The sequence below is a fragment of the bacterium genome, assembly GCA_016708025.1.
Lineage (GTDB): Bacteria > Zixibacteria > MSB-5A5 > GN15 > FEB-12 > FEB-12.
The window spans coordinates 644,946-668,714 of the sequence record JADJGQ010000001.1; the positions used below are offsets into that span (position 1 = coordinate 644,946).

Consider the following 23,769-nt stretch of genomic DNA (forward strand, 5'->3'; position numbering starts at 1 on the left):
CCGGAGTATCAGTGGACTGGTTAATTCACCAGATTGATATCCTCTCTCGTATCTTCTATTACCTGATCCAGACAGTCCACTGGACTATCCTGATCTCAGTGCTGGCCTATGCGCTCGCACTCTGCCTGGGGCTCTGTTTTGGGATCATGCGGCTGTCCCCAAATAGATTTGTACGCATCATTGCCGGAACCTATGTAAATGTCCTTCGCGGCATTCCCCTTTTGGTCCTGATATTCTTCTTCTACTTCGGACTTGGCGCGGTGGTCAATATGGATCGCTTTGTGGCCGGCGTACTCGCGGTCGGCATTTGTTACGGTGCCTACCTTGCGGAGACTTTTCGAAGCGGCATCCAGGCGATCGACTACGGCCAGCATGAAGCGGCCATGTCGCTTGGCATGACCCGCTGGCAAACGCTCAGACATATCATCCTGCCGCAATCCGTCCGCATTGTGGTTCCACCGGCCGCGAACGAATTCATTGCCTGCCTGAAAGACTCATCACTCGTCTCGATCATCGGGCTTCGCGAACTGACTCGCGCCGGCAGAGAGTATTCGTCGCAGTACTTTCTTGATTTCCACACCTGGCTGATGGTTGCTCTTATCTACCTGATACTCACCTTCTCCCTGACCCGGCTGGTGAAGTTGATCGAGCGCAAAGTCGCCGTGCATGGCTACGGAGTGGAAAAGCGATGATCGTACAGGTCAAAGATCTCGTCTGTCGCTTTGGCGAAATTGTCGCGCTCAACGGCGTCAGTCTCGATGTTGAGAAGGGGGATGTCGTTTGCATAATTGGGCCCTCCGGTTCTGGTAAATCGACGTTGCTTCGCTGTCTAAATGCTCTCGAAGATATCACCTCAGGCGAGGTGAAGATTGACAACCATCTGTTGGACCGTCGTCATAAGCAGATACATGAGATCCGGCTGGAAGTCGGGATGGTCTTTCAGCATTTCAATCTCTTCCCACACTTGAATGTATTGGAGAATGTCAACCTCGCTCAGCAAGTAGTCCGTAAGCGTTCCAAAGAGGAAGCGACGCGGATCTCGCTTGAATTGCTGACCAAGGTTGGACTGGCAGACAAAGTCGACGCATACCCCGGCCAGCTTTCCGGCGGACAAAAGCAGCGCGTGGCCATCGCTCGAGCGTTGGCGATGAATCCCAAGATCATGCTGTTCGACGAAGCTACCTCGGCGCTCGATCCGGAAATGATCGGCGAGGTACTCGAAGTGATGCGCCAGCTTGCCAAAGAGGGGATGACGATGTTGGTTGTGACGCATGAGATCGGATTTGCCCGCGAGGCCGCCGATCGGATACTCTTTCTCGATGCCGGCAAGATCGTCGAATCCGGGCCCCCGTCAGAATTGCTCTCCAATCCAAAGCACCCGCGAACTCGCGAATTTCTGGCCAAGGTACTCTAATGCGAAAATTACTCTGTACTCTTGGGCTGTTCTGTGCCATCGCCGCCGGATCAGCCGCTCAGCAACATGATCACGACCGGAATACCATGGCAAGTGCTCTTCCGGCCGCCGCTCAATATGGATTTAAGATCATTGTTGATGCTGAGAGCGGTGTGGTCAAGGCGACCATGGATCTGGCATATACCGGCGAGTTTACTGTCGGAACACAGTCGCTCGTATTCAGTCTTCCACAGGAATCAGGTTTCCATTTAGACAGTATTCTCTGGCGCGGAACACCAGTCGATAGTTCTCGAATTGTGATGCAGGAGGGAAGACTACTCCTGACCATTCCGATCACATCCGGCGAGATTGTTCCGCTACTCTTTTCGTTTGAGACCAGGATTGACGGTCTTCGGCATTTGTTGGATGCACCTGGCTCGATACTGGTGGATGACTGGTACCCACGACTACTTATCAGCAGCTCTGCAAGTGAATTCGATATTCCTGAGATCGGAGATTTTCACGTTGATCTGCGAGTGACCAGACCGCTGTCTATAGCCGCGCCGGGAACCTGGGTAAACGAGATCGAACAGATCGGCTCCATACCTGATCGTGCGGACACGATCCTCACCGATCTGTATGCTCGTGGCGTCGAGACTCATGCCGACACCACGCGCCCCAGCCAGTACCTTTTCCGTATGACCGGTTCCGAGCGGTTGTCCTTTGCTGTACTAAAGGAAGCCAACTTGACTCGAATCATGTTTGACCGGCATCGACTGGATCTATTTAGTGCCGATCGATTCGATCCCGAGCAACAACGCAAGTTCATTCTGGAGATTGAACGTATTGCTCGCGCAACCGTGAAGGTAATGGGTACCATTCCCGACGGCCGCCATGCTGTGCTGGTCGGACGCCAGGACCCGATCGGACGTGCACCTGACCGACTGGCTTTTGTAAGTGCCGCATCACGTAACTCGCGGGAGATGCTGACATCGTTCGCCTGGGAACTGATCTCACAGTATTTCAATAGAGCTGAGCAACAGCCCGGCTCACTCGCCTGGTCGGAAGGGGGAGCGATCTGGTTGACCGCCTCAGTGCTGCATGACCTTTACGGCGATGATGGCTACCGCATGGTTGAGGATTGGCTGGAAAGACAACTCCCGCCTCGTGACATACGTCAACCAATGGGCAGTTCACCTTTCGCATTCATGGATAATCTGCGACGCCCCAAGCGCCCGTTGAGTTCCTCCGATTCGGCCAAATTCGAAAGACTTTTTGCAGCGCCATCGGCTCTCCAACTCATTGCGGCAGGGACATCCGATGAAGCTGTCACATCTTTGCTGCGACGATATTCCCTGGCGTCGCGCCATCTCCATCCGACAACTAGTGAATTGGTCGATCTTGTGGCGACTGAACTGGGTGAAAAGTGGCGAACTCGACTCGCCGAGTTTCAGGGCAACCGGAAGTCGTTTGACTGGAGTCTCGAAGATGTCCATTTCGAACGATCGGGGAGTGGGTTTCTTGTTACCGTTTCAGTAGGTGCAGTAGCGCTACAGGATCAGCCAGTTGAGATCGCCATGATCGCCGGGTCAGATACAGTGATAGCAGTCCATACTCCAATATTCGCGGGGGAAAAATTCGCACCGTTTGAACAGCAGGTCTCTTTCCGACCGTCGACCATTGTCCTTGATCCGGGCCGCAAACTACCCGACCGAAACAGGCAAAACAATATCTTCCAGTCAAATCGGGTCGGGCTCAGATACCAGAAAGAGGGAGAGGAATTTCCTACATTCCGGAGGCTCGTCAGTGGCGATTAGGAGAATATTGCTGATCTGGCTGTCGCTCACAAGCGGACTCCTCGCTGCAGAGAACACACGTATCTTGAATCGTGCGGCCAATACAATCGCCACTGGTGATTCGACCACCTCGCACTCATTCTGGCTCTATCTCGACAGCACTGCTACCACTCAGGATGACATCATCCTGACCGACCGTGCCCAACGACGTCGAGCCAAAGTCGATCCCAGTGGGTACTTGCTTGATTCACGCGATCTGCAAATCTCCACCGACATAATCAATCGCATTCAGGCAACTGGTGCTCAAATTCGTCATATCTCGCGGTGGCTCCGCGCAGTTTCAGTCGAAGCTACCCCTGATCAACTTGAAAATGCACTGCGGGCGGTTCCTGTTCTTGCTGTCGATTTGGTTTCGCAATTCAAGTTGATTCGCGAGCCGGACCCGGTTCCGGCGGACAAACTAGTTGCACCATCTGATGCCACGGCTATCGAACTGAGCTATGGGCCTTCTCTTACCCAAAACAGAATTGTCTCGGCACAGAAGATGCATGCTGCGGGTTTTACCGGAAAAGGTGTTTTGATCGCGATGCTGGACACCGGGTTTAATACCGACCACCCAGCTTTTGATTCGACCAATATCATCGCCACCTGGGATTTCATTGGCGGAGATGCAGATGTTACCGGCGCCGACTGCTCCACCGATCCGCAGGATCGTCACGGCACAGGAACATTCGCCGCAGTAGGTGGATATGCTCCTGGTTCGCTCGTAGGTACGGCATTTGGCGCAGATTTCATACTGGCCAAGACAGAGATCAGTTGCGATGGCACAGAGATCAAGGTAGAAGAAGACAATTGGATCGCTGCCGCCGAATGGGCTGATTCCATCGGTGCCGACATCATCAGCTCTTCGCTGGGTTACACTGTCTTTCAGGATTCTGGCGACTATAGCATGGACCAGTTAGATGGCAACACCGCCCTCATCACGATCGCTGCCGATATCGCCGCCTCCAAAAATATACTGGTTTGCACTGCGGGTGGGAACGAAAGGGGAGATGCTTCCTGGCCGACCATTATATTTCCTGCCGATGGTGACTCGGTTCTTGCAGTCGGCGCGACTCGTGCAGATTCTGTCATCGCTTCTTTCTCTTCTCCGGGACCATCGGCCGACGGACGCATCAAGCCGGATATAGTCTCGATGGGGCAGTCAGTCTTCACCGCAGCTGCGATTGGTGGATACAATTTCATGTCTGGGACTTCGCTTTCAACTCCCCTCGTGGCGGGCGGAGCCGCACTCGCTTTGGAATCCGACAGCCAGTTGACCGCTATGCAACTCCTTCAACTAATAAAGGAGACCGGTGACCGAGCGGACAATCCGGACAATGACTACGGATACGGTATGATGAATGCCGCCAGAGCCGCCAACATACTTCGCCTGATCGTGCCGGACAGCGTGGAAATCGACTCAGCCTTCTCTACCGAAATTGAGATCTCCACGACGGGCCGAAGCCTCGAAGCTCGAGAGCTGACTGGATTTAACCTCCCCGTTGGTGTTAGTGTCCAGGACAACGGGGATGGAACCGGTCGCGTCAGATTTGATTCAAATTCAGTTCTGCAAAGACGACAAGAGATAGGACTTGTAGCGACGAACTCCACGTTTGCCGACACCGCGATGGTCATTCTTACTTATTCATCTGCAATCAGTTACCCGGTTGCCATCAATGCTTATCCGAACCCATTCACTGACCAGCTGACCGTAGTAGCGGGTGGGATCGCGGACACGGTACGATCGATCATTATTCTCACTGCCGCCGGCGAAAAGGTATGGGAAAGGGTCAACATTTCGTCCGCTTTGTCCGATACCATTACTATTGAATGGGATGGCCGGAATCTAGCCGGTCAGTCTGTTGCGCCGGGTGTTTATCTTGTCTGTGTCACGACACAGCAAGAGGTCAGAGTCGTTAAAGTGATGAAAGTACGGTAAGCAGTGATTCAGGCTATGACTACCGCTCAAGATCTCTCCGTTCGCCGATGCGCTGTCTGTCGCATCAACATGAAGTGCCGATTCGTCTATGTTGATGACGGCGTTGAGAAGCTGGTTGGATTTACGCGCGAAGAGCTGTTTGGTAAGTCATTCCTCGATTTTATTGACGAAGCCGACCGCCCCCACTTCAGTCGCATCCTTGAACAGAGAAATCATTTCGAAGCCAACTTTGATATAACTGCCGTCAACTTATTGTCCCGCGATCAACAGCGGATCCCCGCCAATGTCGTCGTTTCGCTGAACTTCATCGCCGGCAACCCCGTGAATTTCCAGATCATCATCGATGCCGGTTGCCAGGAAGAGCCGATCCAGCGGATCGCGTTGGAACGACTCGATTACCGCGAATTCGTCGACAAGCTGTTGTATGCCGATCCAAATTCCTACGTGGCGGACGCCCTTGATGGGATCTATGAATATCTGGGTGATGAGCAGTGTCTGATCTACCAAGTCTCCGGTGAACAGATCGAGCCGATCTACTGGCATTCTGCCCAGCCGAAAACCGGGATCAGCATGACTCAGGAACCAAAAGCACTGCTCCAGTGGGTGGCGATCTCGGAAGAGACCTACAGCTTTCTCGATCCGGACAGTGCTCGACGCGCAGTTGAACGATCCGGACTTGCCCCAAATGAATATATCAAACGATTGAGACTGGGCGGTGAACTCTATCTGGTCAGGGTGCTGCTGGAGGAGATCACCGAAACCGAGGAACAGCGTAATGCGCTCCGTGGAATCGATCAGGCGATTAGCCTGGCTGAGCGACTCGCCCCACAGGCGATCAACGCTGATTCCGCCTTGGTGTCCGAAGGTAGCTCAGTGCTCAACGATTTGAGATCGTCCCTGGCCTCCGCAATGCGGATCGCCACCATGCTTGGAAAATCAAAAACGGAATCGCATTAAAGAAATCGACACACTATCATGGACCTGACTTTTGCTCTTCTCCTCGTGGAGCCGAGCAGATACCATGCACGGCTTATCGAACGGACATTGCATCAGCGATGCCCGGATGGCCGCATTGTGACTGTCCCGTCCGCCCGGGCGGCGATCAGTGAGCTGTCGGCGCGATGCTACGATATTGCGATCATTGACTACGACCTCGAAGAGTTCGATGGCATTGAACTTCTCCAACTGATCCGTCGCGAAGCCGCCGAACTTCCCGTGATCCTGCTCTCCGCGCACAAATGCGAACAGGTGGCATCGGAAGCAATCAACTACGGCGCCTATGATTTCCTGACAAAAGATGACACCTACCATCTGGTGCTTCCCCGGATCATCCAGGATTCCCTGCGTCGCGCTTCGCTGGTTCGTAAGAACCGTGAGCTGGAAGATCGACTCAGATCACAGGATCAGGTTGATGGGATCGCCCTCGCGTCTGCGACGCTGGCCCATGAGATCAACAATCCGCTGATGACAATCCTTGGCGTGACCGACCTGTTGAGTCAGTGCCCCGCGTTCGCCGATCCTTCTTCTCGTGAGAAATTGCGGGTGATCGAAGAATCGGCTCGACGGATCCGGTCGGCGGTCCTGAAACTGTCGAGAATGAGCGAACCGGAAGTTGTGCATACCGCCGGCGGGTTGTTGCTTGAAGCTTCTTCACGCTCAAATCGTGACTGATCAATCGATTACGCGCTTTCCTCCACAATAATCATTGACAACGAGCCGTCAGCGCCTATTTTAGTCCCTTGCTTTCAAGAGGATACGCAATATGTATTCAATGACAGGCTTCGGCCGCGCAGAGGTTTCTTCACCAGTCGGTAGTTTGACCGTCGAAGTTTCCTCAGTTAATAACCGCTTCCTTGAGATGTCGGTTCGGATTCCCCGTCAGTTGTCGTTGCTGGAGATGCAGATACGAGAACTGATCTCCTCCCGCGTTAATCGCGGGCAGATCAACCTATCGGTCACACTGGACGACACCGATGCGTTGGTCCAACGAACCCTCATTAATAAGCGCCTCGCGGCGGCTTACACCAAGCAGCTACGCGCTTTGGGCAAAGAGCTGAAAATGGAAGGGGATGTCTCCCTGGAGGAGCTGGTCCTTATCCCGGATATCCTCAAGCCAGACAAAGAGAGAGTCGACCACGAGCAGGTCTGGAAGCTGGTCGAAAAAGCACTCACCAAAGCTCTGACCGACCTTATTGCTATGCGCAAGAAGGAAGGGCAGGCGATGGCGACTGATATGCAGAAGCGCCTGGTAGCCATGAAGAAAGCGATCGGCGAGATTGAAAAGAGATCCACCGGCGCCACCGTGATCTATCGCGAAAAACTGCAGCAGCGAATTGCGTCATTGCTGGAGTCCGGACAAGCTGAACAGCTTCGCCTTGAAGAAGAGATTGCGCTGTTTGCCGAACGAACAGACATTACCGAGGAATGCACTCGACTCAAAAGCCATATCGACCTGTACCAGCAGGCTTTGAAAATGAAGGAGCCGGCCGGCAAGCGGCTCAATTTCATCCTGCAGGAGATGAATCGCGAGGCGAATACGATCGGCTCCAAGTGCTCCGAGTTCGCCATCTCTTCGCTGGCGATTTCGCTCAAGGAAGAGATAGAAAAACTTCGCGAACTGGTGCAGAACGTTGAGTAATACTTCGAGATCCGCACACTCCATGACTGTTTCTCGCCCTGGAAGGATCGTGATCATTTCGTCTCCTTCGGGAGGTGGCAAGACCTCGATCTGCCGCCGGCTACTTACTCCGGCGCGACGTCGTGCTGGCTGGACCTTTTCTGTCTCGTGTACCACACGGCAGCGGCGTCCCGGCGAACGAAACGGGCGTGAGTACCATTTCGTCGATCAGGCGAAATTCGATCAGATGGCCAAACTTGGGTACTTCGCGGAACATTTTCGGGTTCACCAGTATAACTACGGTACTCCGCGCGAGCCATTAGAGAAGGTGAGACAAAAGGGCGGCACCATCATACTGGATGTCGATATCCAGGGCGCCTTCAAATTAAAGAAGGAATATGCCGACGCGATCATGATCTTTGTGCTGCCGCCATCGGTTCCAGAATTAAAGAAGCGGCTTCGTCAACGTGGGACCGAGACCGATCAGCAACGTCGCATTCGGTTTGAACGGGCACTGCAGGAAATGCGCGCATTCAGTAAGTTTGATTATGTCGTTGTGAATCAAGAGCTTGAAGTGGCCGCACGACAGGTTTTGAGTATCATCGAGGCGCATCCGTGCCGCATCGATAGTGTGAATGTGGAACAAATACGCTCTATAATAGGTTTAGCCTGACGCTACCCCAGGAGGTTCGCATGCAGCCAGTAAACGTCGAAAACGTCGACAAAGTCACTCGAAATCGCTACGAAGCAGTTATTGTGGCGGCGCAACACGCCCGTCATTTGAACTCCCTTCGTCTCGCCAAGTTGAAACGGCTCAACGAGGAAGACACCGGTTCCGATATCGAATCGCGCAAGATCACGATGGTCGCACTCCGAAATCTTGTCGAGGGAAGGGTAAAGTTTGAGCGGAAAGATTCGAAATAGGTAGAGAGTCTTCCGTCCTTTCAGTTACGCAGGAGATCAATGTCTAAAAACCTTCTCATTGTAGAGTCACCGGCCAAATCCCGGACCCTGAGCCGTTTCCTCGGCAAGGATTTCGAGATACTGTCCACTATCGGGCATGTGGTCGATCTTCCCAAATCCAAGTTGGGAGTCGATCCCAAGAAGAAATTTGCTCCGGACTATCAGGTGATCAAGGGGAAGGAGAAGGTCATTGCCGAATTGCGCAAAGCTGCCAAAAAGGCTGACAAGATCTTCCTGGCTCCCGACCCCGACCGCGAGGGTGAAGCTATCGCATGGCATGTCGCCAACGAGCTGAAAGATTCGCGCAAGAAGTGCGTACGCGTCACGTTTAACGAGATCACCAAAAGCGCGGTTAACGATGCGATCAAGAATCCCCGCGAGATCGACATGGACTTGGTCAATGCCCAGCAGGCCCGGCGTGTGCTCGATCGCCTGGTCGGTTACATCGTTTCCCCGTTCCTTTGGAAGACCGTTGCCCGCAATCTTTCTGCCGGACGCGTGCAGTCTGTGGCGCTTCGCTTGGTTTGCGAGCGCGAAGAAGAGATCCGCAAGTTCGTCCAGCAGGAATATTGGCAGATCGCCACTCAATTCGAGACCAAGAAGCATGAGTCGTTCACCGCTCAGTTGGTGAAGATCGACGATCAGACGGTCTCCAAGCCGGATGATGATGGCACTACCACAGGCAAGCGGATGGTGATTCGCTCCAAAGAAGAAGCCGACAAGTTTATCGCCGAGATGCGCAAAGAAGCGTATACGGTCAGTTCCGTGAAGGATTCCGAACGGATTCGCAAGCCGTCGCCGCCGTTCATCACCTCGACCCTCCAGCAGGAATCTGCCAAGGTTTACGGCTTTTCGCCCAAAGTGACTATGGGTATTGCACAGGCGCTATACGAAGGTATCGAGATCGGCAAAGAGGGCGCCACCGGGTTGATCACCTACATGCGTACCGATTCGACCCGAATTTCAAAAGAAGCTCTCGACGGTGTCCGCGACCACATTAATAAGAACTATGGTGAAGAGTATTGCCCCGACAAGCCGAACTTCTATAGTCGGGCAAAAGAGGCGCAGGATGCTCACGAAGCGATCCGCCCGACTCACCTCGACCTGACGCCGGAGAAGGTCCGCAAGCATTTGACGCCGCAGCAGTTCAAGCTGTACAGCCTGATCTGGAACCGCTTTGTCTCCTCTCAGATGACCAACGCGGTTTACGATGTCCGCACGGTTGACATTGAAGGCGGCAAGTTCCTGCTGCGCGTGACCGCTCAGCACCTCAAGTTTGATGGTTTCCTCAAGCTGTATCATGAGGAAAAAGAACCGGATGAAAACGGCAACGGCGAAGGTCTCGATGCGCAACTGCCGGTACTGAAAGCGAAAGATCCGCTTACCTTGCAGGATGTGATGCCCACTCAGTCGTTCACTCGGCCACCGGCTCGCTACTCGGAAGCGGCGCTCATCAAGCGCATGGAAGCTGACGGGATAGGCCGTCCGTCGACCTACGCGACTATCGTCACGACTATCAAGGACCGCAAGTATGTCGAATTGAAAGAGCGAAAACTCTTCCCGACTGAACTTGGCGAAGCGGTCAATAAAATACTGGTCACCTACTTCCCGGATGTTTTCAATATCGAGTTCACCGCCAATATGGAAAAGGAACTCGACTTGGTGGAAGAGGGGACCGATGATTGGGTGAAAGTGGTTGGCGATTTCTATACGCCATTCATGGCCACGATCAAGGGTCTCGAAAAGAGTCACGACAAGATCAAAAAGTCGATGACTGAGACGACTGACATCAAGTGCGAAAAGTGCGGTTCTCCCATGATCATCAAGTGGGGTCGCAATGGCCGATTCCTTGCCTGCTCATCCTACCCGGACTGCAAGTCCACCAGACCTCTGCCGGGTGAAGAAGCTCAGGCGAAAACGGATGAAAAGTGCGAAAAGTGCGGCGCTGAAATGGTCATCAAGACCGGGCGGTTCGGTCGGTTCATGGCTTGCTCGCGTTACCCTGACTGCAAAACTACCAAGGCTTTGACACTTGGTATTACTTGCCCGAAGCCGGGCTGCGGCGGTCAGATCATGGAAAAGACCACCAAGGGACGGAAGCTGTTCTACGGGTGCAGCAACTACCCGAAGTGCGACTTTGCCAGTTGGGATAAGCCGGTCAAAACACCGTGCCCCGTCTGCAATCACCCCTTCATGGTCCAGAAGACTTCCAAGGTCAAGGGGGACTTCACCAAGTGTCCGGAGTGTGGGCACACGGTCAATGAAGAGGCTGCCGCCACCAAAACTGTGGCGTAATTCTGCCGTATCGATTGGATTCTCTAAGCCCATGCCCAGCATGGGCTTTTTCATTGGGGAAACCGATTGATTCCGCCCTACAATTTCGATATGTTCGAGGCATGCAACAAAAGACGCTGGTCGCGTTCCTCAAGGATCTGGCCGAAACCAAACATCGTTCCGCTAAAACGATCGAGGCATATCGTCATGACCTGAGTAACTGGCTGACCTTTCTCAATACTCAGCAGGACAAGTTTCCCTCCTCACCCAAGAATGACCCGCTCTATTTGCGCATGTATCTGCAGCAGCGGATGTCCGATGGCGTCTCCAATCGTTCGATTGCTCGATTCCTTTCAGCTCTCTCCGGCTATCAAAGATTTCTTCAAAGGCATGGCGGGAAAGATGAGCTGTTCAAACTTCCCAGGATCAAATACACGAGCAAGCTTCCAACGTTTGTCCCCCAGGGTGAAGCGTCGAGATTATTCGAACATGGCAATACCCGTGAGGACAAACAAACCTACTCATATTGGCGAGACTATCTGATGGTGGCGCTGTTATATGTCACCGGACTTCGGCGGGAAGAGCTTGCCGGACTGCGCGTCTCTGATATCGACCTGCATCGCGGGCTGGCCACAGTGATCGGTAAAGGGAATAAGGAGAGAATCGTACCCGTCGGCGAAGCAACTCTCGAGGACCTCAAGCGCTTTCTTGAGGTGAGACGCCTACACACCGCCGCTACAGAATCGGGTTCTCCGCACCTATTTCTCAATAAGAAAGGTGAACCGCTGACTGTCCGCTCAGTCGACCGCCTGGTGAAAGCCTTCGGCAAGGGAGAGGGATTGGAATTCACTCCGCATACCTTGCGGCATTCGTTCGCGACACATCTGTTGGAGAACGGTGCCGATCTGTTGTTGATCAAGGAGATTCTTGGACATAGTTCGCTGTCTACTACCCAGAAATACACGCACGTCACCAGTGAAGTGATGAAAAAAGCGTACCATTCGGCGCATCCACGCTCCGGTTCCCGCAAATAGGATAAGAGAATGAAACTGCATGCTACGACGATCATAGGATTGGTCTACAAAGGTCAGGCGGCCATGGCTGGCGATGGCCAGGTGACCTTTGACGATCAGATACTGAAAACCAAAGCGGTGAAGATCCGCAAGATGTATAACGGCAAGATCCTCGCCGGTTTTGCAGGCGCGGCGGCCGATGCCCTGGCATTGTATGAGCTGTTCGAGAAGAAGATCGACGAATTCAATGGTAATCTCCCGAAGGCATCGGTAGAGCTGGCCAAAGAGTGGCGCACCGACAAAACTCTGCAAAAACTTGAAGCCGTCATCGCGGTTGCCAGCAAAGAGCATATCTTTCTGATCAGCGGCAATGGCGATGTCGTCGAGCCGGATGACGGAATTGTCGCTATCGGTTCCGGAGGCGGTTATGCGCTCGCGGCCGCCCGCGCCCTGATCTTTGCCAATCCCAAAATGCCCGCAGACAAAGTCGCCGAGAAGGCCCTTGAACTGGCCGCCGAGATATGCGTCTTTACCAACAAAAATATCAGTGTGGAATCGATCAAATGAAGCAAAACGGCTACTACACTCCGCGCGAGATCGTGGAACACCTCGATAAATATATCATCGGTCAGGCCAACGCCAAGAAGTCGGTCGCTATTGCGCTACGCAATCGCTGGCGGCGCCAGAACGCGCCGGAAGACATCCGTCATGAGATCATGCCGAACAACATTATCATGATCGGTCCGACCGGGGTCGGCAAGACCGAGATAGCCCGCCGTCTCGCCGATCTGGCCAAAGCCCCATTTCTCAAAATAGAAGCTTCAAAATTCACCGAGGTCGGTTATGTAGGACGCGATGTCGAATCGATGGTTCGCGACCTGGTTGATATCGGCGTCAACATGGTTAAGATGGAAAAGTCCCGCGACCTGACAGAAAAAGCCAATCTTGGTACAGTAGAGACCATCCTCGACCTCCTGCTTCCGGAACCCAAATCGACAAGAGCGCAGGAAGAATCCGAGCAAAAGGAAGCGACATCCCCCACCCGCGAACGCTTTCGAAAGATGTTGCTGGATGGGAAGCTGGATGAGCGTGAAGTGGAACTGGAAACGCCGCAGTCACAGTATCCAGTGGTCGAGATCTTCTCCCCGATGGGGATGGAAGAATTGGGAGTCAATTTCCAGGAGATGTTTTCCGGACTGATGCCCAAGAAAACCAAACGTCGCAAGATGACGGTGAAAGAAGCCCGTAAATACATTCTCAGCGAAGAGCTGAATAAACTGCTCAATATGGATGAGGTCATTCCTGAGGCGCTGGAACGAGTTCAGGAGTCCGGCATCATCTTTGTCGATGAAATAGACAAGATCGCCGGGGAAGAGAAGTCGGTCGGACCGGATGTCAGCCGCGAGGGAGTCCAGCGGGACATTCTCCCGATTGTCGAGGGTTCGGCCGTCATGACCAAGTATGGCATGGTGCGAACCGACCACGTGCTGTTCATCGCTGCCGGCGCCTTCCATTCTTCCAAGCCCTCCGATCTGATACCGGAGCTTCAGGGCCGTTTCCCCATTCGCGTGGAACTGGACACCCTTACCGCCAGCGACTTTGAACGAATTCTGACTGAGCCGAAAAATGCGTTGGTCAAACAGTACAAAGCACTTTTGGAGACGGAATCGGTCGACCTGCAGTTTACTCCGGATGCCATTAAGAAGATCGCAGAGATAGCCGAGCGCGTAAATCGTGAAACTGAGAATATTGGTGCCCGACGGCTGCACACCGTGCTGACTACCTTGCTTGAAGATCTCCTTTTTGAGCCACCTACCCGCAAGAAGAAAGTCACGATCAGCGGCAAACAGGTAGAAACGCGGTTGGCCGCCATAGTCGAGAATGAAGACCTGAGCAGATACATACTCTAGAATTGCCGGACAAAGTCGGCCCGCCAGCCTGTTGACCATTGGCAGGTTGTTGCGTAGATTACCGACAAGTATGTCGCCGAGACCAGAAAAGAGAACACGCTCGACGACCCCACAGGAGCGAAGGAACCATGTCTTACTTGAAAAAAGCTGACCCCGAACTGTACGATATCATGCTCAAAGAGACGGAGCGACAGGCGACCAAACTGGTCCTGATCGCGTCCGAGAATTATGTCTCGGAGGCTGTCCTCGAAGCCAACGGCGGCGTCATGACCAACAAGTATGCCGAAGGGTATCCCGGAAAACGGTACTATGGCGGCTGTGAGTTTGTCGACCAGGCAGAGAATCTTGCGCGCGACCGCGCCAAAGAGATCTTCGGCTGCGAGCATGTCAATGTTCAACCTCACTCCGGTTCTCAGGCCAATATGGCGGTTTACTTCTCAGTACTCAAACCGGGCGATAAAGTCCTGGGGTTGGCGCTATCGCATGGCGGCCACCTGACCCACGGCCACCCGATCAACTTCTCCGGTATGCTTTACAATTTTGTTGGCTATGAAGTCGACCGCGAGACCGAAGTGATCGATTACGACAAGCTGATTGCACAGGCCAAGGAAGTACAGCCGAAGATGATCGTTTCCGGCGCGTCGGCTTATCCCCGATTCCTTAATTTCGAGAAGATACGCGAAGCCTGCGATGCGGTCGGCGCCTACATGATGGTTGATATTGCCCACATCGCAGGATTGGTGGCGGCAGGGTTACATCCATCTCCGGTCCCGTATGCGGATTTCGTTACTACCACCACGCACAAAACGCTCCGCGGCCCCCGCGGGGGAATGGTTCTCTGCAAAGAGAAGTATGCCGCCGATCTCGATCGGACAGTTATGCCCGGCATTCAGGGCGGACCGCTGATGCATGTGATCGCCGCCAAGGCTGTCGCATTCAAAGAAGCTTTGCAGCCTGAATTCAAAGCCTACCAGAAGCGGATTGTCGACAATGCCAAAGTCCTGGCCGAAGCGCTCAAGAAACGCGGCTATCGCCTCGTCACTGGCGGCACCGACACCCACCTGATGTTGATCTCCTTTGTCGGCGAACCAAACATGACCGGCAAGAAGGCAGAACAGGCACTCGATAAGGCGGGGATAGTCGTTAATAAGAACACAGTTCCGTTTGACCCGGAGAAACCATTTGTCACCTCGGGTATCCGGATCGGCACCCCATCCGTCACGACGCGTGGCATGGGGACGCGCGAGATGGAGACGATTGCCGACTTCATCGACCGTGCACTCAAAAATCGCAAATCAGATGAGATCCTGGCCGATATCGCTCGCGAAGTCGCCCAGTTCTCCGGCCAATACCCGCTTTATTCCGAACGGCTGAAGGAGACAGTTTGATGCTTTTTCAGCTCACCATGTTCCCGACCGACAAGCGGGGAGATTCCGTCTCTGCGGATGTCGCCAAAGTGATCGATATCATTGATCGCTCGGGCCTTCCGTATCGCTTGACGGCGATGTCGACCATTGTCGAGGGAGAATGGGAACCGGTGATGCGCGTGATCAACAAAGCCAGATTGATGCTGCGACGAAACCATAGCCGCATCTATATCAGTATAACGATTGATGACCGGAAAGGGGCCAAGGGGCGGCTGACCGGCAAGATCGAATCGGTCAAAAAGCGGCTCGGCCGGGAAGTGAGGAGCTGATGGATTCCATTCGCGTCGTTTATATCTCTATCCCGCAGGATGAAGCAGACCGGATGGCCCGCTCTCTGGTCGAAGAACGATTGGCCGCCTGCGTTAATATCGTCCCCAGAATATCATCCTACTTTTGGTGGGATGACAAGGTTCAGCACGATGACGAAGCGCTCCTGATCGTCAAAACGACCCAGGAGAAATTTCAGAAGTTGATGGACTTTGTGGTGGAGAACCATCCATACGAACTTCCCGAGATCATCGGCCTTCCGCTGGTATCAGCTTTCCCGGACTATGTCGCCTGGGTCAAGGCAGAAACGAATCGCGAGTCCTGAGCCTGATCCTCTAACCCATGCGTTGCCCCCAGTGCGGATATGAGGAAGATAAGGTGGTCGACAGCCGACCATCGCAGGACAATCGTGCCATCCGCCGTCGCCGTGAATGCCTCTCCTGCGGCACTCGCTTCACTACTTATGAGTATGTTGAACAGTCGGTCCTGATAGTCCTCAAATCCGATGGTCGCCGAGAACCCTTTGACCGCAACAAACTACTCCATGGTATCAAGCTGGCCTGTAATAAGCGGCCGGTTAATTCCGCTCAAATTGACCTGATTGTGCAGGACATCGAGGCTTCCATTCATGACATTGGGAAGGGGGAGATCGACTCCAAGCAGATCGGTGAGCTGGTAATCGCCAAATTGCGCGAGGTTGACGAGGTTGCCTATATTCGCTTCGCTTCTGTTTATCGCGACTTTCAGGACATGAACGAATTTCTCGATGAATTGAATCGCCTGCGGAAGCACAAAGGGAAGCGGTCACCCGGCCAAGCTCCCTCGGAATAGCCTACACATTAGGTTTGACTTTCAATCGATTGGGTTTCAGATTCCACCTATGTCGCCAACTGACCAGCCAGTAGAGGATACCCAGCCAACCCGCAAGCCGGGGGAGATGCCGTTTCTGGAGCACCTTGAGGAGCTTCGTAAGCGGCTAGTCTGGTCGGTACTGATTGTTATTGTTTTCTCCGGAGTCGCCTTTACCTTTGCCGACCAACTGGTCGCCTGGTTTATCGCCCCGCTTGACGGCGTCAAACTGCATGTTACTGAGGTTACCGGCTCGTTTTCCGCCTATCTCAAGATCTGTCTCTTTGCAGGTCTGGGAGCTTCGCTCCCGTTCCTATTTTATCAGCTCTGGGCGTTCGTCGCGCCGGGACTCTACCCCAAAGAACGGAAGTTGGTTATTCCATTTCTGGTGGTTGCAACTTTGCTATTCGTTGCCGGTTCTGGGTTCTGCTACCTGTATGTGCTCCCCGTTGCCCTCAAATTCATGATCGGATTTGCCGATGACCTGCTCAGCCCGATCATCACAGTCAACTCATACATCTCATTTGCCGGAATGCTACTGATCGCTTTTGGGCTCAGTTTCGAGCTGCCGATCATCGCCTTTCTGCTGGGCAAGCTGGGCATCGTCTCTTCGTCATTCCTTTCCAAAGGACGACGGATCGCGGTTGTGCTGATCCTGATCGTTTCGGCGATCCTGACTCCAACACCGGATGTTGTCACTCAGCTACTTCTGGCAGTCCCGATGTACCTGCTGTATGAGACCTCGATCGTGGTTGTGCGTGTGACGGGCCGCCGCAACTGACGATTCCATACCATATAGTCCTGACTTGTCCATTATAGTTTTGTCTTGCATAGATCAACTCAGTGGTCTATTTTAAAGCAGGAGTCAGAGGGGACCGTCTCCCCGCACGCCAGGCGAAAAGTACAGCGCCACCGGCATCGAGTCGGTGGCACTATTGTATATGTCGTTCTCATTTCAGCAATTTACGTCGAAAGTCAAGTAGACCGGACGTCGCAGGAAGCGATCAATCCGGTGTACCGTTATTATAGAGGGCTTCTCACGTACGCGGAGGTTGGAGCGCGAAGGTCGTTCGACCTCTGAGAACATCGGTCAACCGACATCGGGTAGGAGGAGAAGGTATGAGGCACAGTTTTAGACTGTGGATCGTCCTCACCATTCAGATCGTGGCCCTCACCGCGATCACTGTCCAATCAGCTAACCGCCCAGACAATCCCGACCTCAAAAAACAACCCGTCACCAAGCCGACTGTAGTACTTGATCAGGGGAATGGCGCGGCAGATGCTGTCCGCACCCGATCTCTTGTCTCGATCAATGCGGCGGTTGACTCGCGAGGAGCACTGGTCGCGCAAACCTGGCGTGACTGGCAAGCCAATTCCACAATCGGACGGACCGTGGATTTCACTCCGCCCTCCAGTGGACTACCGGCTGTGCAATTTGCTTTCATCTACAAGGCCTCCACCGCCACGCTCGACAGAAACCACTGGGGGTGGGGTGCGTTTGAAGCGGTCTCCCCGGGTGGCTCATTTGTTCCTCCGGGAGGATTGGATATTCATTGTGGCTCTGACTCACCCCCCGGTTCCTGTTCCAATGTCGCGGGTGTATATCCCAAGATAGCTGTGGACCAGGAAGGGGCTGCCTATCTTGCTGGCTATGAATTCCCTGATATCGGTACAAACCCGAATCTCACCCAATTGAAAGTAACACGCGACAGTGGGCCAATTGACGGTGACTTCGGTGGAATTCTTGATGGTTCCGTTATGGCGGAATCGGTACGTGATGCCGGCGGAATTGAAGGGGGAGAGACCTTCTGGCCCACCATGGACATCTCCGAATTCGGCGGTGTTACGACCATCTATCTTGCGGCGTTTGAAAGTGTCACCGGTAATGACGGCGCTATGAAAGTCTTCCGGAAGGTTGGCTGGTCGGAAGCCAATCCGGACAATAGCTGGGAACTGGTTTTCGTCGATACGTCTTTCTTTCCTTCGCAGGACATTTCATGCGACCGAGTTTCTTCCAAGGTAGCCGTCACCTGGACCAAGATGACCGAACAGGGGAGACTGGCAGAGAATGTTTTTGATTCGGATGTCTGGTATGCGGAATCACCTACCGGAGCCTCCGGCACCTGGACCCGCACCAACGTCACGAATTACTCGGGTTCCGGTTACCGTGCCTGGCTGGAGGTTGCTTCTCTGTACGACTATCAGAGCAGACTTCATCTCGTCTGGAATGCATCGGTCACGGATGGAGTCGATTTTGGTTCCCGTCGCTGCCGCCTCTTCCATTGGTCGCAGTGGCATCCAACTATATTTACCACGGTCTATCGTGCTGATTGGGATCCTGCCGACATATACTGCTCCAGTGGTTCTAATGCGATGAATGTCGCCAAATTCTCGATCGCCGAATGCGATAACCGCCTCTTTGTCGTCTTTTCCAGTTTCAATGACCCTGTCACCGGACACTCAGATGATTGTTGCGCCAGTGCGCCTGCCAACCAGGGAGCCAACGGTGAGATCTTCGTCAGTGTGTCCGGCGGGCTAAGTGGGATTGCCTGGGACTCCCCACGCAACATTTCTTCGAGCTACACCCCTGCTTGTGATACCGGGACCTGTGCCGATGACCAACTGCTGGGGGTGAGTCGCTATGGGATGGATGACGCGCTCTACCCAAGTAACGACTGGTCTAATGCGGTCAGTTATGCCATGGATGGGGGCACGCCGGGGAATAAGTTCATTCAAGTCTGGTATATGACAGATAAATACCCCGGAGGGTCTATTCTCTCAACGCCCCAGGGACCACCAACGCTCAATGACATGCGCTGGATACGTCTGGCCTGCAACCCAACACCTAAATGCAAATTGATCGCGACTCCGGCATACATCGATTACCCGACAACAGTGGAGCCGGGCATTCAATCAGACATGACTCTCTCGCTCTACAATCAATGCTCTGTCCCTCTGGCGATATCAAGCGCCGAAGCGGTGCAATTTGATGGTCCGGCCGGCTGGTTGGCGGTGTCTAATGTTCCATCGACAATCAACGGCAGTGACTCGGGAGATGTGACGGTTCATCTTAACAACGGTGGAGTTCTGACCAACCCTGGTGCACAGTATCACGGGTATCTTAAGTTCCGATATGGTTCACCGGTTGATTCGATCACCGTTGGAGTAGACCTCTGGGTTCACTACCCGTATGTCCCGTCTGTCTATGATACAGTCGTGTCACAATGCGGGATCTCACTCACCGTCAACAGTATCGGGAATATGGGGAATAACTACCTTGGCGGAGTGAACATGAACTTCCCGCAACCATCCCCAGAATGCGATACCGGTGTTGGAACATTGAGCCGCGGGGATGCTGACATCTATTTGGGCGATGCCTCGCCGGTCATCATTCGCAAGCCGGCTGAAAATACATATGTTGCTTCCTGGGCGATATTTCAGGACGGTTTCGCCTCGCAATGGGGATTCAGACAATTGGCAGAATCTTCGCCGCGCGGGTCATTCACCGGTGCTCGGTGGGACGGCTACAATTCCGGTACCTTCTGCACTTCAGACTCACTCGTGAAAGTTGAGAAGACTTGGTATGCCCCAACTGGAGCTACCAACGCCGATAGTTGCACCTTCATCATCCAGCGAATGCGAGTCTTTCCCTATAGTATCGGCCAGTCCGTGACTAATCTTGCCATAGGAGAAGCCTTTGACTGGGATATCCCGACTGACTCAGGCACCAGCAACAATATCGGCGGATTCGATGCCACTCGGCGACTTCTCTACATGCGCGGGTTCAACTCAAGTGACGCAGGCGTTGATTGCTATGATAACTCCCTCCGCTATGGCGGTGCCGCATTGATCAGGATGCACATGAAAAACTGTGTCTCCTCGACCACACTGTATGCCGGACTAAATGCCGCCAACGACACTTTTGTCTATCCTGCGGGTGGATTCGTACCCGAACAGCAATGGAACCAGATGAAGAGCCCGGGGTATTCGACTGAACCGCGTATTACTGACCTGCATTCGATGTTGGTATACAAGAATGAAATGTCGACAGGATGGACTCTGCCGGCCAATGATACGCTGACCATTTGGACAGCGATGGCGGTGACCCGCCCGACGGGGGGGACGCCGGTGCAAGTTCTCGATTCACTCAAGAGGACTATCGATAAAGCCGTAGCCTGGACTCGAAATGTGCAGACTACCTGCCTTTCCTGCTGTGTTGGTACGACCGGAGATGTGAATGGCGATGGTAAAGTGGACGTAGGGGATATATCAGCCATTATTAACGGGCTGATCTTCCCGCCGCTTCAAACCACTTGCCTAGCAGAAGCCAATGTCAATGCTAGTCCGACACCGACACCAGATCTGTCGGACTTGTCGCTTTTGATCGCGTACCTGACAGCTACGCCTCGTCCAATACTCCCCAATTGCCCGCAATAGAAGGGGAGAGTTGGGTAAACTGATTGGCTGACAGATGGTTAGGCTCCCGTCTCGATGTTTAGTTGTTGACATTCGGGCCGGGAGCCCTTACTTTACCGGTCCAATATAAGCGGGCGTAATTCAGTGGTAGAATGTCAGCTTCCCAAGCTGGACGTCGTGGGTTCGAGCCCCATCGCCCGCTTTTTTTATTGGTATACAAAACCGAATGAAAATACTCGAGATCGACCCCGCATCGCCGTTATTCGGCTATATCCGCCCCGGTTATTCCATTCTGACTGTCAATGGTCAGAAGATTCAGGATGCCATCGACTTTCGCTACAAGATCGCCGATGAACGGGTCCAGATCATCTTCGCCGACGACAAGGGAGAAGAGATCGACTTCAAATTTCACGATGTTGCCGCCGGTGATCTGGGAATCACGCTCGATGATCACAAGGTCCGCACCTGCAAGAATGATTGCATTTTCTGTTTCATCCGTCAGCAACCCCAGGGGATGCGTCGCGTCCTCTATATCAAAGACGAAGACTATCGCCTCTCGTTTACGCACGGCAATTTTGTCACGCTGTCAAATACCACCGATGAAGATATCGAGCGAATAATCGAACAGCGCCTGTCGCCGTTGTATGTATCGGTCCATGCGACTGATGACACCCTGCGCCGCTGTATGCTCAAGAACGAGAAACTGGCGCCCATCATCCCGCGACTTCGCCAGCTTGGCGAAAACGGCATCTCCATTCATACACAAGTTGTGCTCTGTCCCGGCATCAATGATGGACCGCAATTGGAGCGGACCATCAATGATCTGGTCGACCTCTATCCGGCGGTAGAAACACTGGCGGTAGTGCCGGTCGGCTTGACCCGGTATCGTGACGATCTGCCGAATCTCCGGACCTATCGGGCCGATGAAGCTTCCACCATTATTGACTATGTCGAGATGCGCCAGAAGGAAATCCTCAAGGCGTGCGGCAGTCGGTTCGTCTGGGCCGCCGATGAGTTTTATGTTCAGGCCCACCGACCTTTCCCCAAACGATCCGAATACGAAGAGATGAATCAGTTCGAAAACGGGATCGGCATGGTGAGGGAGTTCCTGACCAACTTCAATCGCAAAAAAGCGTATCTGAAAAAACAGAAATACCAGAACAAGCGGGCGCTTTTCCTGACCGGGTATTCGGCCAGTCCATTCCTTACAACCGAAGTACTGCCTTTCCTGACCGATGAACTGGGGCTTCAAGTTGCCATTCAGCCGGTCAAGAATCGCTTCTGGGGGGAGATGGTCACCGTCTCCGGTTTGCTGACTGGGCAGGATCTGCTTCGCGAAGCGCGCGCCAGACTTGATGACTACGACCTGCTGGTACTTCCTCCGAACTGCCTCAACCAGGACGATCTGTTCCTGGATAATCTCTCACTATCGCAGTTTCAGGCGGTCCTGCAGAAACCTGTTTACATTGGTCAGTATGACCTGGCGGCAACCATCAAAGACCTGTTTATATGAGCCTTCCCATAGTGGCGATAGTCGGGCGTCCCAATGTTGGGAAATCGTCGCTGTTCAACCGACTTCTCCGAAAGAAACTGGCGGTAGTTGATCCCACACCTGGTGTCACACGCGACCGCAATTACGCCGTCTGTGACTGGAATGGACGGGAATTCCGGCTGATCGACACCGGCGGTATGGTGCCCGACTCCAGGGATGAAATGGAACGGCTGATCATGGATCAGTCCGAATTCGCTATACACGAAGCCGACCTGGTGATCCTGGTGGTCGACGCACAAACCGGAGTCGACACAACTGACCTGCGCATTGCTCGCGCGCTCTCTAAGGCATCCAAACCACATCTCCTGGCAGCCAACAAGGCGGACAATGCATCCCTCGACCTGAATGTCTATGAGTTCATGAAGCTGGGGCTGGGCGAACCGTTTGCCGTTTCCGCCTCGCTAGGACTCGGCATCGGTGAACTGCTTGACGAACTCATTGCACGACTTCCCGCTGAGGACGCCGGAACGGCCGAAGAAGAAGGGGCGATCAAAGTCGCTGTGGTCGGTCGACCGAATGTCGGAAAGTCATCCTTCATCAATAAGTTGACCGGAGAAGATCGGCTCATCGTGTCGCCAATTGCCGGGACTACTCGTGACTCGGTCAATACACTCCTGGAAATGGGCGACAAGAAGTATCTCCTGATCGATACCGCAGGACTCCGTCGGCGGTACAAAGTGCAGGAGAATATCGAGTTTTATACGACCCTCCGCACGGCTCGCGCAATCGATGAATGCGATGTCGGCGTTGTACTCATGGATGCGGTGGACGGGTTAACCGCAGGCGATATGCGGGTACTCGGCGATGTTATTGATGCTCGTCGCGGCGTTATTCTGGCCGTCAACAAGTGGGACTTGATCGAAAAGGATGACAAAACCGCAGACACTTTCACGGCGCAACTTCGCGAATTGCTCGGACCAATGGCGTTTGTCCCGATCATTTTCATTTCTGCTCTGACCGGTCAGCGCGTCTCCAAAGTATTGGCGACTGTCGATGCCGTGCATGAGCGATATCATTCCCGTATCGCCACCGCCGAACTCAACGTTTTCCTGCAGGAAGTCTACGGCAAAAGAAAGCCACCGGCCAAACAGGGGAAGTACATTCAGTTCAAGTATCTGACCCAGTCTGAAACCTCGCCGCCAACGTTTGTCTTCTTCGTTAATCTGCCTGAGTTGCTGGACAAAGGGTATATCTCTTACCTCTCCAATCAACTGCGGACTCGCTACGGATACGAGGGCGTACCGATCCGCCTGAAATTCCGGCACAAGTAGCTCTGCCATTTCTTCATATCTTCCAGTCCGACCTTAACTT

At 53.5% G+C, this 23,769-nt stretch carries 21 protein-coding genes and 1 tRNA gene; all 22 read left to right on the top strand.

The window, feature by feature from the left end; all coding sequences use genetic code 11:
• Window positions 1-11 precede the first annotated feature (11 nt).
• The 22 genes from IPH75_02775 to der all read left to right on the top strand — a co-directional run bounded on the left by IPH75_02775 (window position 12) and on the right by der (window position 23,729).
• The gene (locus IPH75_02775) at window positions 12-692 is read left to right on the top strand and encodes an amino acid ABC transporter permease (GenBank protein ID MBK7140990.1); all 681 of its coding nucleotides are present in this window, start codon (window positions 12-14) and stop codon (window positions 690-692) included.
• Window positions 689-1,414 carry an amino acid ABC transporter ATP-binding protein gene (locus tag IPH75_02780; GenBank protein MBK7140991.1) on the top strand — a complete coding sequence of 242 codons (726 nt, stop codon included), beginning with the start codon at window positions 689-691 and terminating at the stop codon, window positions 1,412-1,414. Before IPH75_02775 ends, IPH75_02780 begins: the two co-directional genes overlap by 4 nt.
• Window positions 1,414-3,210, top strand: a complete 1,797-nt coding sequence (locus IPH75_02785; GenBank protein MBK7140992.1) for a hypothetical protein — start codon at window positions 1,414-1,416, stop codon at window positions 3,208-3,210. Before IPH75_02780 ends, IPH75_02785 begins: the two co-directional genes overlap by 1 nt.
• Window positions 3,200-5,170 carry a S8 family peptidase gene (locus IPH75_02790; protein MBK7140993.1) on the top strand — a complete coding sequence of 657 codons (1,971 nt, stop codon included), beginning with the start codon at window positions 3,200-3,202 and terminating at the stop codon, window positions 5,168-5,170. The genes IPH75_02785 and IPH75_02790 overlap by 11 nt, the downstream gene beginning before the upstream one ends.
• 15 nt (window positions 5,171-5,185) lie before the next feature.
• A complete protein-coding gene (locus tag IPH75_02795; protein MBK7140994.1) occupies window positions 5,186-6,127 on the top strand; it encodes a PAS domain S-box protein in 942 nt (313 codons plus the stop codon).
• A gap of 18 nt (window positions 6,128-6,145) precedes the next feature.
• A complete protein-coding gene (locus IPH75_02800) occupies window positions 6,146-6,841 on the top strand; it encodes a response regulator (GenBank protein MBK7140995.1) in 696 nt (231 codons plus the stop codon).
• Between the two features lie 91 nt (window positions 6,842-6,932).
• Complete coding sequence (locus tag IPH75_02805) at window positions 6,933-7,808, top strand: YicC family protein (protein ID MBK7140996.1); 876 nt, start codon at window positions 6,933-6,935, stop codon at window positions 7,806-7,808.
• A 22-nt stretch (window positions 7,809-7,830) separates the two neighbouring features.
• Window positions 7,831-8,460, top strand: coding sequence for a guanylate kinase (gmk, locus tag IPH75_02810; GenBank protein MBK7140997.1), 630 nt, complete (start codon window positions 7,831-7,833; stop codon window positions 8,458-8,460).
• A 20-nt stretch (window positions 8,461-8,480) separates the two neighbouring features.
• Window positions 8,481-8,711: a DNA-directed RNA polymerase subunit omega gene (gene rpoZ / locus IPH75_02815; GenBank protein ID MBK7140998.1), complete on the top strand. Its 231-nt coding sequence runs from the start codon at window positions 8,481-8,483 to the stop codon at window positions 8,709-8,711.
• A gap of 39 nt (window positions 8,712-8,750) precedes the next feature.
• Window positions 8,751-11,045, top strand: coding sequence for a type I DNA topoisomerase (gene topA / locus IPH75_02820; protein MBK7140999.1), 2,295 nt, complete (start codon window positions 8,751-8,753; stop codon window positions 11,043-11,045).
• A gap of 101 nt (window positions 11,046-11,146) precedes the next feature.
• Window positions 11,147-12,058 (top strand): tyrosine-type recombinase/integrase, encoded by a 912-nt coding sequence (locus IPH75_02825; GenBank protein ID MBK7141000.1) that lies wholly within the window; start codon window positions 11,147-11,149, stop codon window positions 12,056-12,058.
• 9 nt (window positions 12,059-12,067) lie between these two features.
• Complete coding sequence (gene hslV / locus IPH75_02830) at window positions 12,068-12,604, top strand: ATP-dependent protease subunit HslV (protein MBK7141001.1); 537 nt, start codon at window positions 12,068-12,070, stop codon at window positions 12,602-12,604.
• Complete coding sequence (gene hslU, locus IPH75_02835; GenBank protein ID MBK7141002.1) at window positions 12,601-13,947, top strand: ATP-dependent protease ATPase subunit HslU; 1,347 nt, start codon at window positions 12,601-12,603, stop codon at window positions 13,945-13,947. The genes hslV and hslU overlap by 4 nt, the downstream gene beginning before the upstream one ends.
• A gap of 128 nt (window positions 13,948-14,075) precedes the next feature.
• Window positions 14,076-15,335 carry a serine hydroxymethyltransferase gene (locus IPH75_02840; GenBank protein ID MBK7141003.1) on the top strand — a complete coding sequence of 420 codons (1,260 nt, stop codon included), beginning with the start codon at window positions 14,076-14,078 and terminating at the stop codon, window positions 15,333-15,335.
• On the top strand, window positions 15,335-15,643 hold the full coding sequence (locus IPH75_02845; GenBank protein ID MBK7141004.1) for an MTH1187 family thiamine-binding protein: 309 nt from the start codon (window positions 15,335-15,337) through the stop codon (window positions 15,641-15,643). Before IPH75_02840 ends, IPH75_02845 begins: the two co-directional genes overlap by 1 nt.
• The gene (locus tag IPH75_02850; protein MBK7141005.1) at window positions 15,643-15,966 is read left to right on the top strand and encodes a divalent-cation tolerance protein CutA; all 324 of its coding nucleotides are present in this window, start codon (window positions 15,643-15,645) and stop codon (window positions 15,964-15,966) included. Before IPH75_02845 ends, IPH75_02850 begins: the two co-directional genes overlap by 1 nt.
• 17 nt (window positions 15,967-15,983) lie before the next feature.
• A complete protein-coding gene (nrdR, locus tag IPH75_02855) occupies window positions 15,984-16,472 on the top strand; it encodes a transcriptional repressor NrdR (protein ID MBK7141006.1) in 489 nt (162 codons plus the stop codon).
• Between the two features lie 49 nt (window positions 16,473-16,521).
• Complete coding sequence (gene tatC / locus IPH75_02860; protein ID MBK7141007.1) at window positions 16,522-17,271, top strand: twin-arginine translocase subunit TatC; 750 nt, start codon at window positions 16,522-16,524, stop codon at window positions 17,269-17,271.
• Between the two features lie 338 nt (window positions 17,272-17,609).
• The gene (locus IPH75_02865) at window positions 17,610-20,927 is read left to right on the top strand and encodes a hypothetical protein (GenBank protein MBK7141008.1); all 3,318 of its coding nucleotides are present in this window, start codon (window positions 17,610-17,612) and stop codon (window positions 20,925-20,927) included.
• Between the two features lie 109 nt (window positions 20,928-21,036).
• Window positions 21,037-21,108 (top strand) — tRNA-Gly (locus IPH75_02870).
• A 24-nt stretch (window positions 21,109-21,132) separates the two neighbouring features.
• Complete coding sequence (locus tag IPH75_02875) at window positions 21,133-22,419, top strand: DUF512 domain-containing protein (protein ID MBK7141009.1); 1,287 nt, start codon at window positions 21,133-21,135, stop codon at window positions 22,417-22,419.
• Window positions 22,416-23,729, top strand: coding sequence for a ribosome biogenesis GTPase Der (gene der, locus IPH75_02880; protein ID MBK7141010.1), 1,314 nt, complete (start codon window positions 22,416-22,418; stop codon window positions 23,727-23,729). Before IPH75_02875 ends, der begins: the two co-directional genes overlap by 4 nt.
• The last annotated feature ends 40 nt before the right edge of the window (window positions 23,730-23,769 follow it).

Excerpts from the sequence above, each read along its gene's own strand:
- rpoZ (MBK7140998.1), top strand. The coding sequence starts at position 8,481 with ATGCAGCCAGTAAACGTCGAAAACGTCGACAAAGTCACTCGAAATCGC.
- tatC (MBK7141007.1), top strand. The coding sequence starts at position 16,522 with ATGTCGCCAACTGACCAGCCAGTAGAGGATACCCAGCCAACCCGCAAG.
- IPH75_02850 (MBK7141005.1), top strand. The coding sequence starts at position 15,643 with ATGGATTCCATTCGCGTCGTTTATATCTCTATCCCGCAGGATGAAGCA.
- hslV (MBK7141001.1), top strand. The coding sequence starts at position 12,068 with ATGAAACTGCATGCTACGACGATCATAGGATTGGTCTACAAAGGTCAG.
- topA (MBK7140999.1), top strand. The coding sequence starts at position 8,751 with ATGTCTAAAAACCTTCTCATTGTAGAGTCACCGGCCAAATCCCGGACC.
- IPH75_02785 (MBK7140992.1), top strand. The coding sequence starts at position 1,414 with ATGCGAAAATTACTCTGTACTCTTGGGCTGTTCTGTGCCATCGCCGCC.
- der (MBK7141010.1), top strand. The coding sequence starts at position 22,416 with ATGAGCCTTCCCATAGTGGCGATAGTCGGGCGTCCCAATGTTGGGAAA.
- IPH75_02875 (MBK7141009.1), top strand. The coding sequence starts at position 21,133 with ATGAAAATACTCGAGATCGACCCCGCATCGCCGTTATTCGGCTATATC.
- IPH75_02805 (MBK7140996.1), top strand. The coding sequence starts at position 6,933 with ATGTATTCAATGACAGGCTTCGGCCGCGCAGAGGTTTCTTCACCAGTC.
- nrdR (MBK7141006.1), top strand. The coding sequence starts at position 15,984 with ATGCGTTGCCCCCAGTGCGGATATGAGGAAGATAAGGTGGTCGACAGC.
- IPH75_02800 (MBK7140995.1), top strand. The coding sequence starts at position 6,146 with ATGGACCTGACTTTTGCTCTTCTCCTCGTGGAGCCGAGCAGATACCAT.
- IPH75_02865 (MBK7141008.1), top strand. The coding sequence starts at position 17,610 with ATGAGGCACAGTTTTAGACTGTGGATCGTCCTCACCATTCAGATCGTG.
- IPH75_02840 (MBK7141003.1), top strand. The coding sequence starts at position 14,076 with ATGTCTTACTTGAAAAAAGCTGACCCCGAACTGTACGATATCATGCTC.
- IPH75_02795 (MBK7140994.1), top strand. The coding sequence starts at position 5,186 with ATGACTACCGCTCAAGATCTCTCCGTTCGCCGATGCGCTGTCTGTCGC.
- gmk (MBK7140997.1), top strand. The coding sequence starts at position 7,831 with ATGACTGTTTCTCGCCCTGGAAGGATCGTGATCATTTCGTCTCCTTCG.
- IPH75_02780 (MBK7140991.1), top strand. The coding sequence starts at position 689 with ATGATCGTACAGGTCAAAGATCTCGTCTGTCGCTTTGGCGAAATTGTC.
- IPH75_02825 (MBK7141000.1), top strand. The coding sequence starts at position 11,147 with ATGCAACAAAAGACGCTGGTCGCGTTCCTCAAGGATCTGGCCGAAACC.
- hslU (MBK7141002.1), top strand. The coding sequence starts at position 12,601 with ATGAAGCAAAACGGCTACTACACTCCGCGCGAGATCGTGGAACACCTC.
- IPH75_02845 (MBK7141004.1), top strand. The coding sequence starts at position 15,335 with ATGCTTTTTCAGCTCACCATGTTCCCGACCGACAAGCGGGGAGATTCC.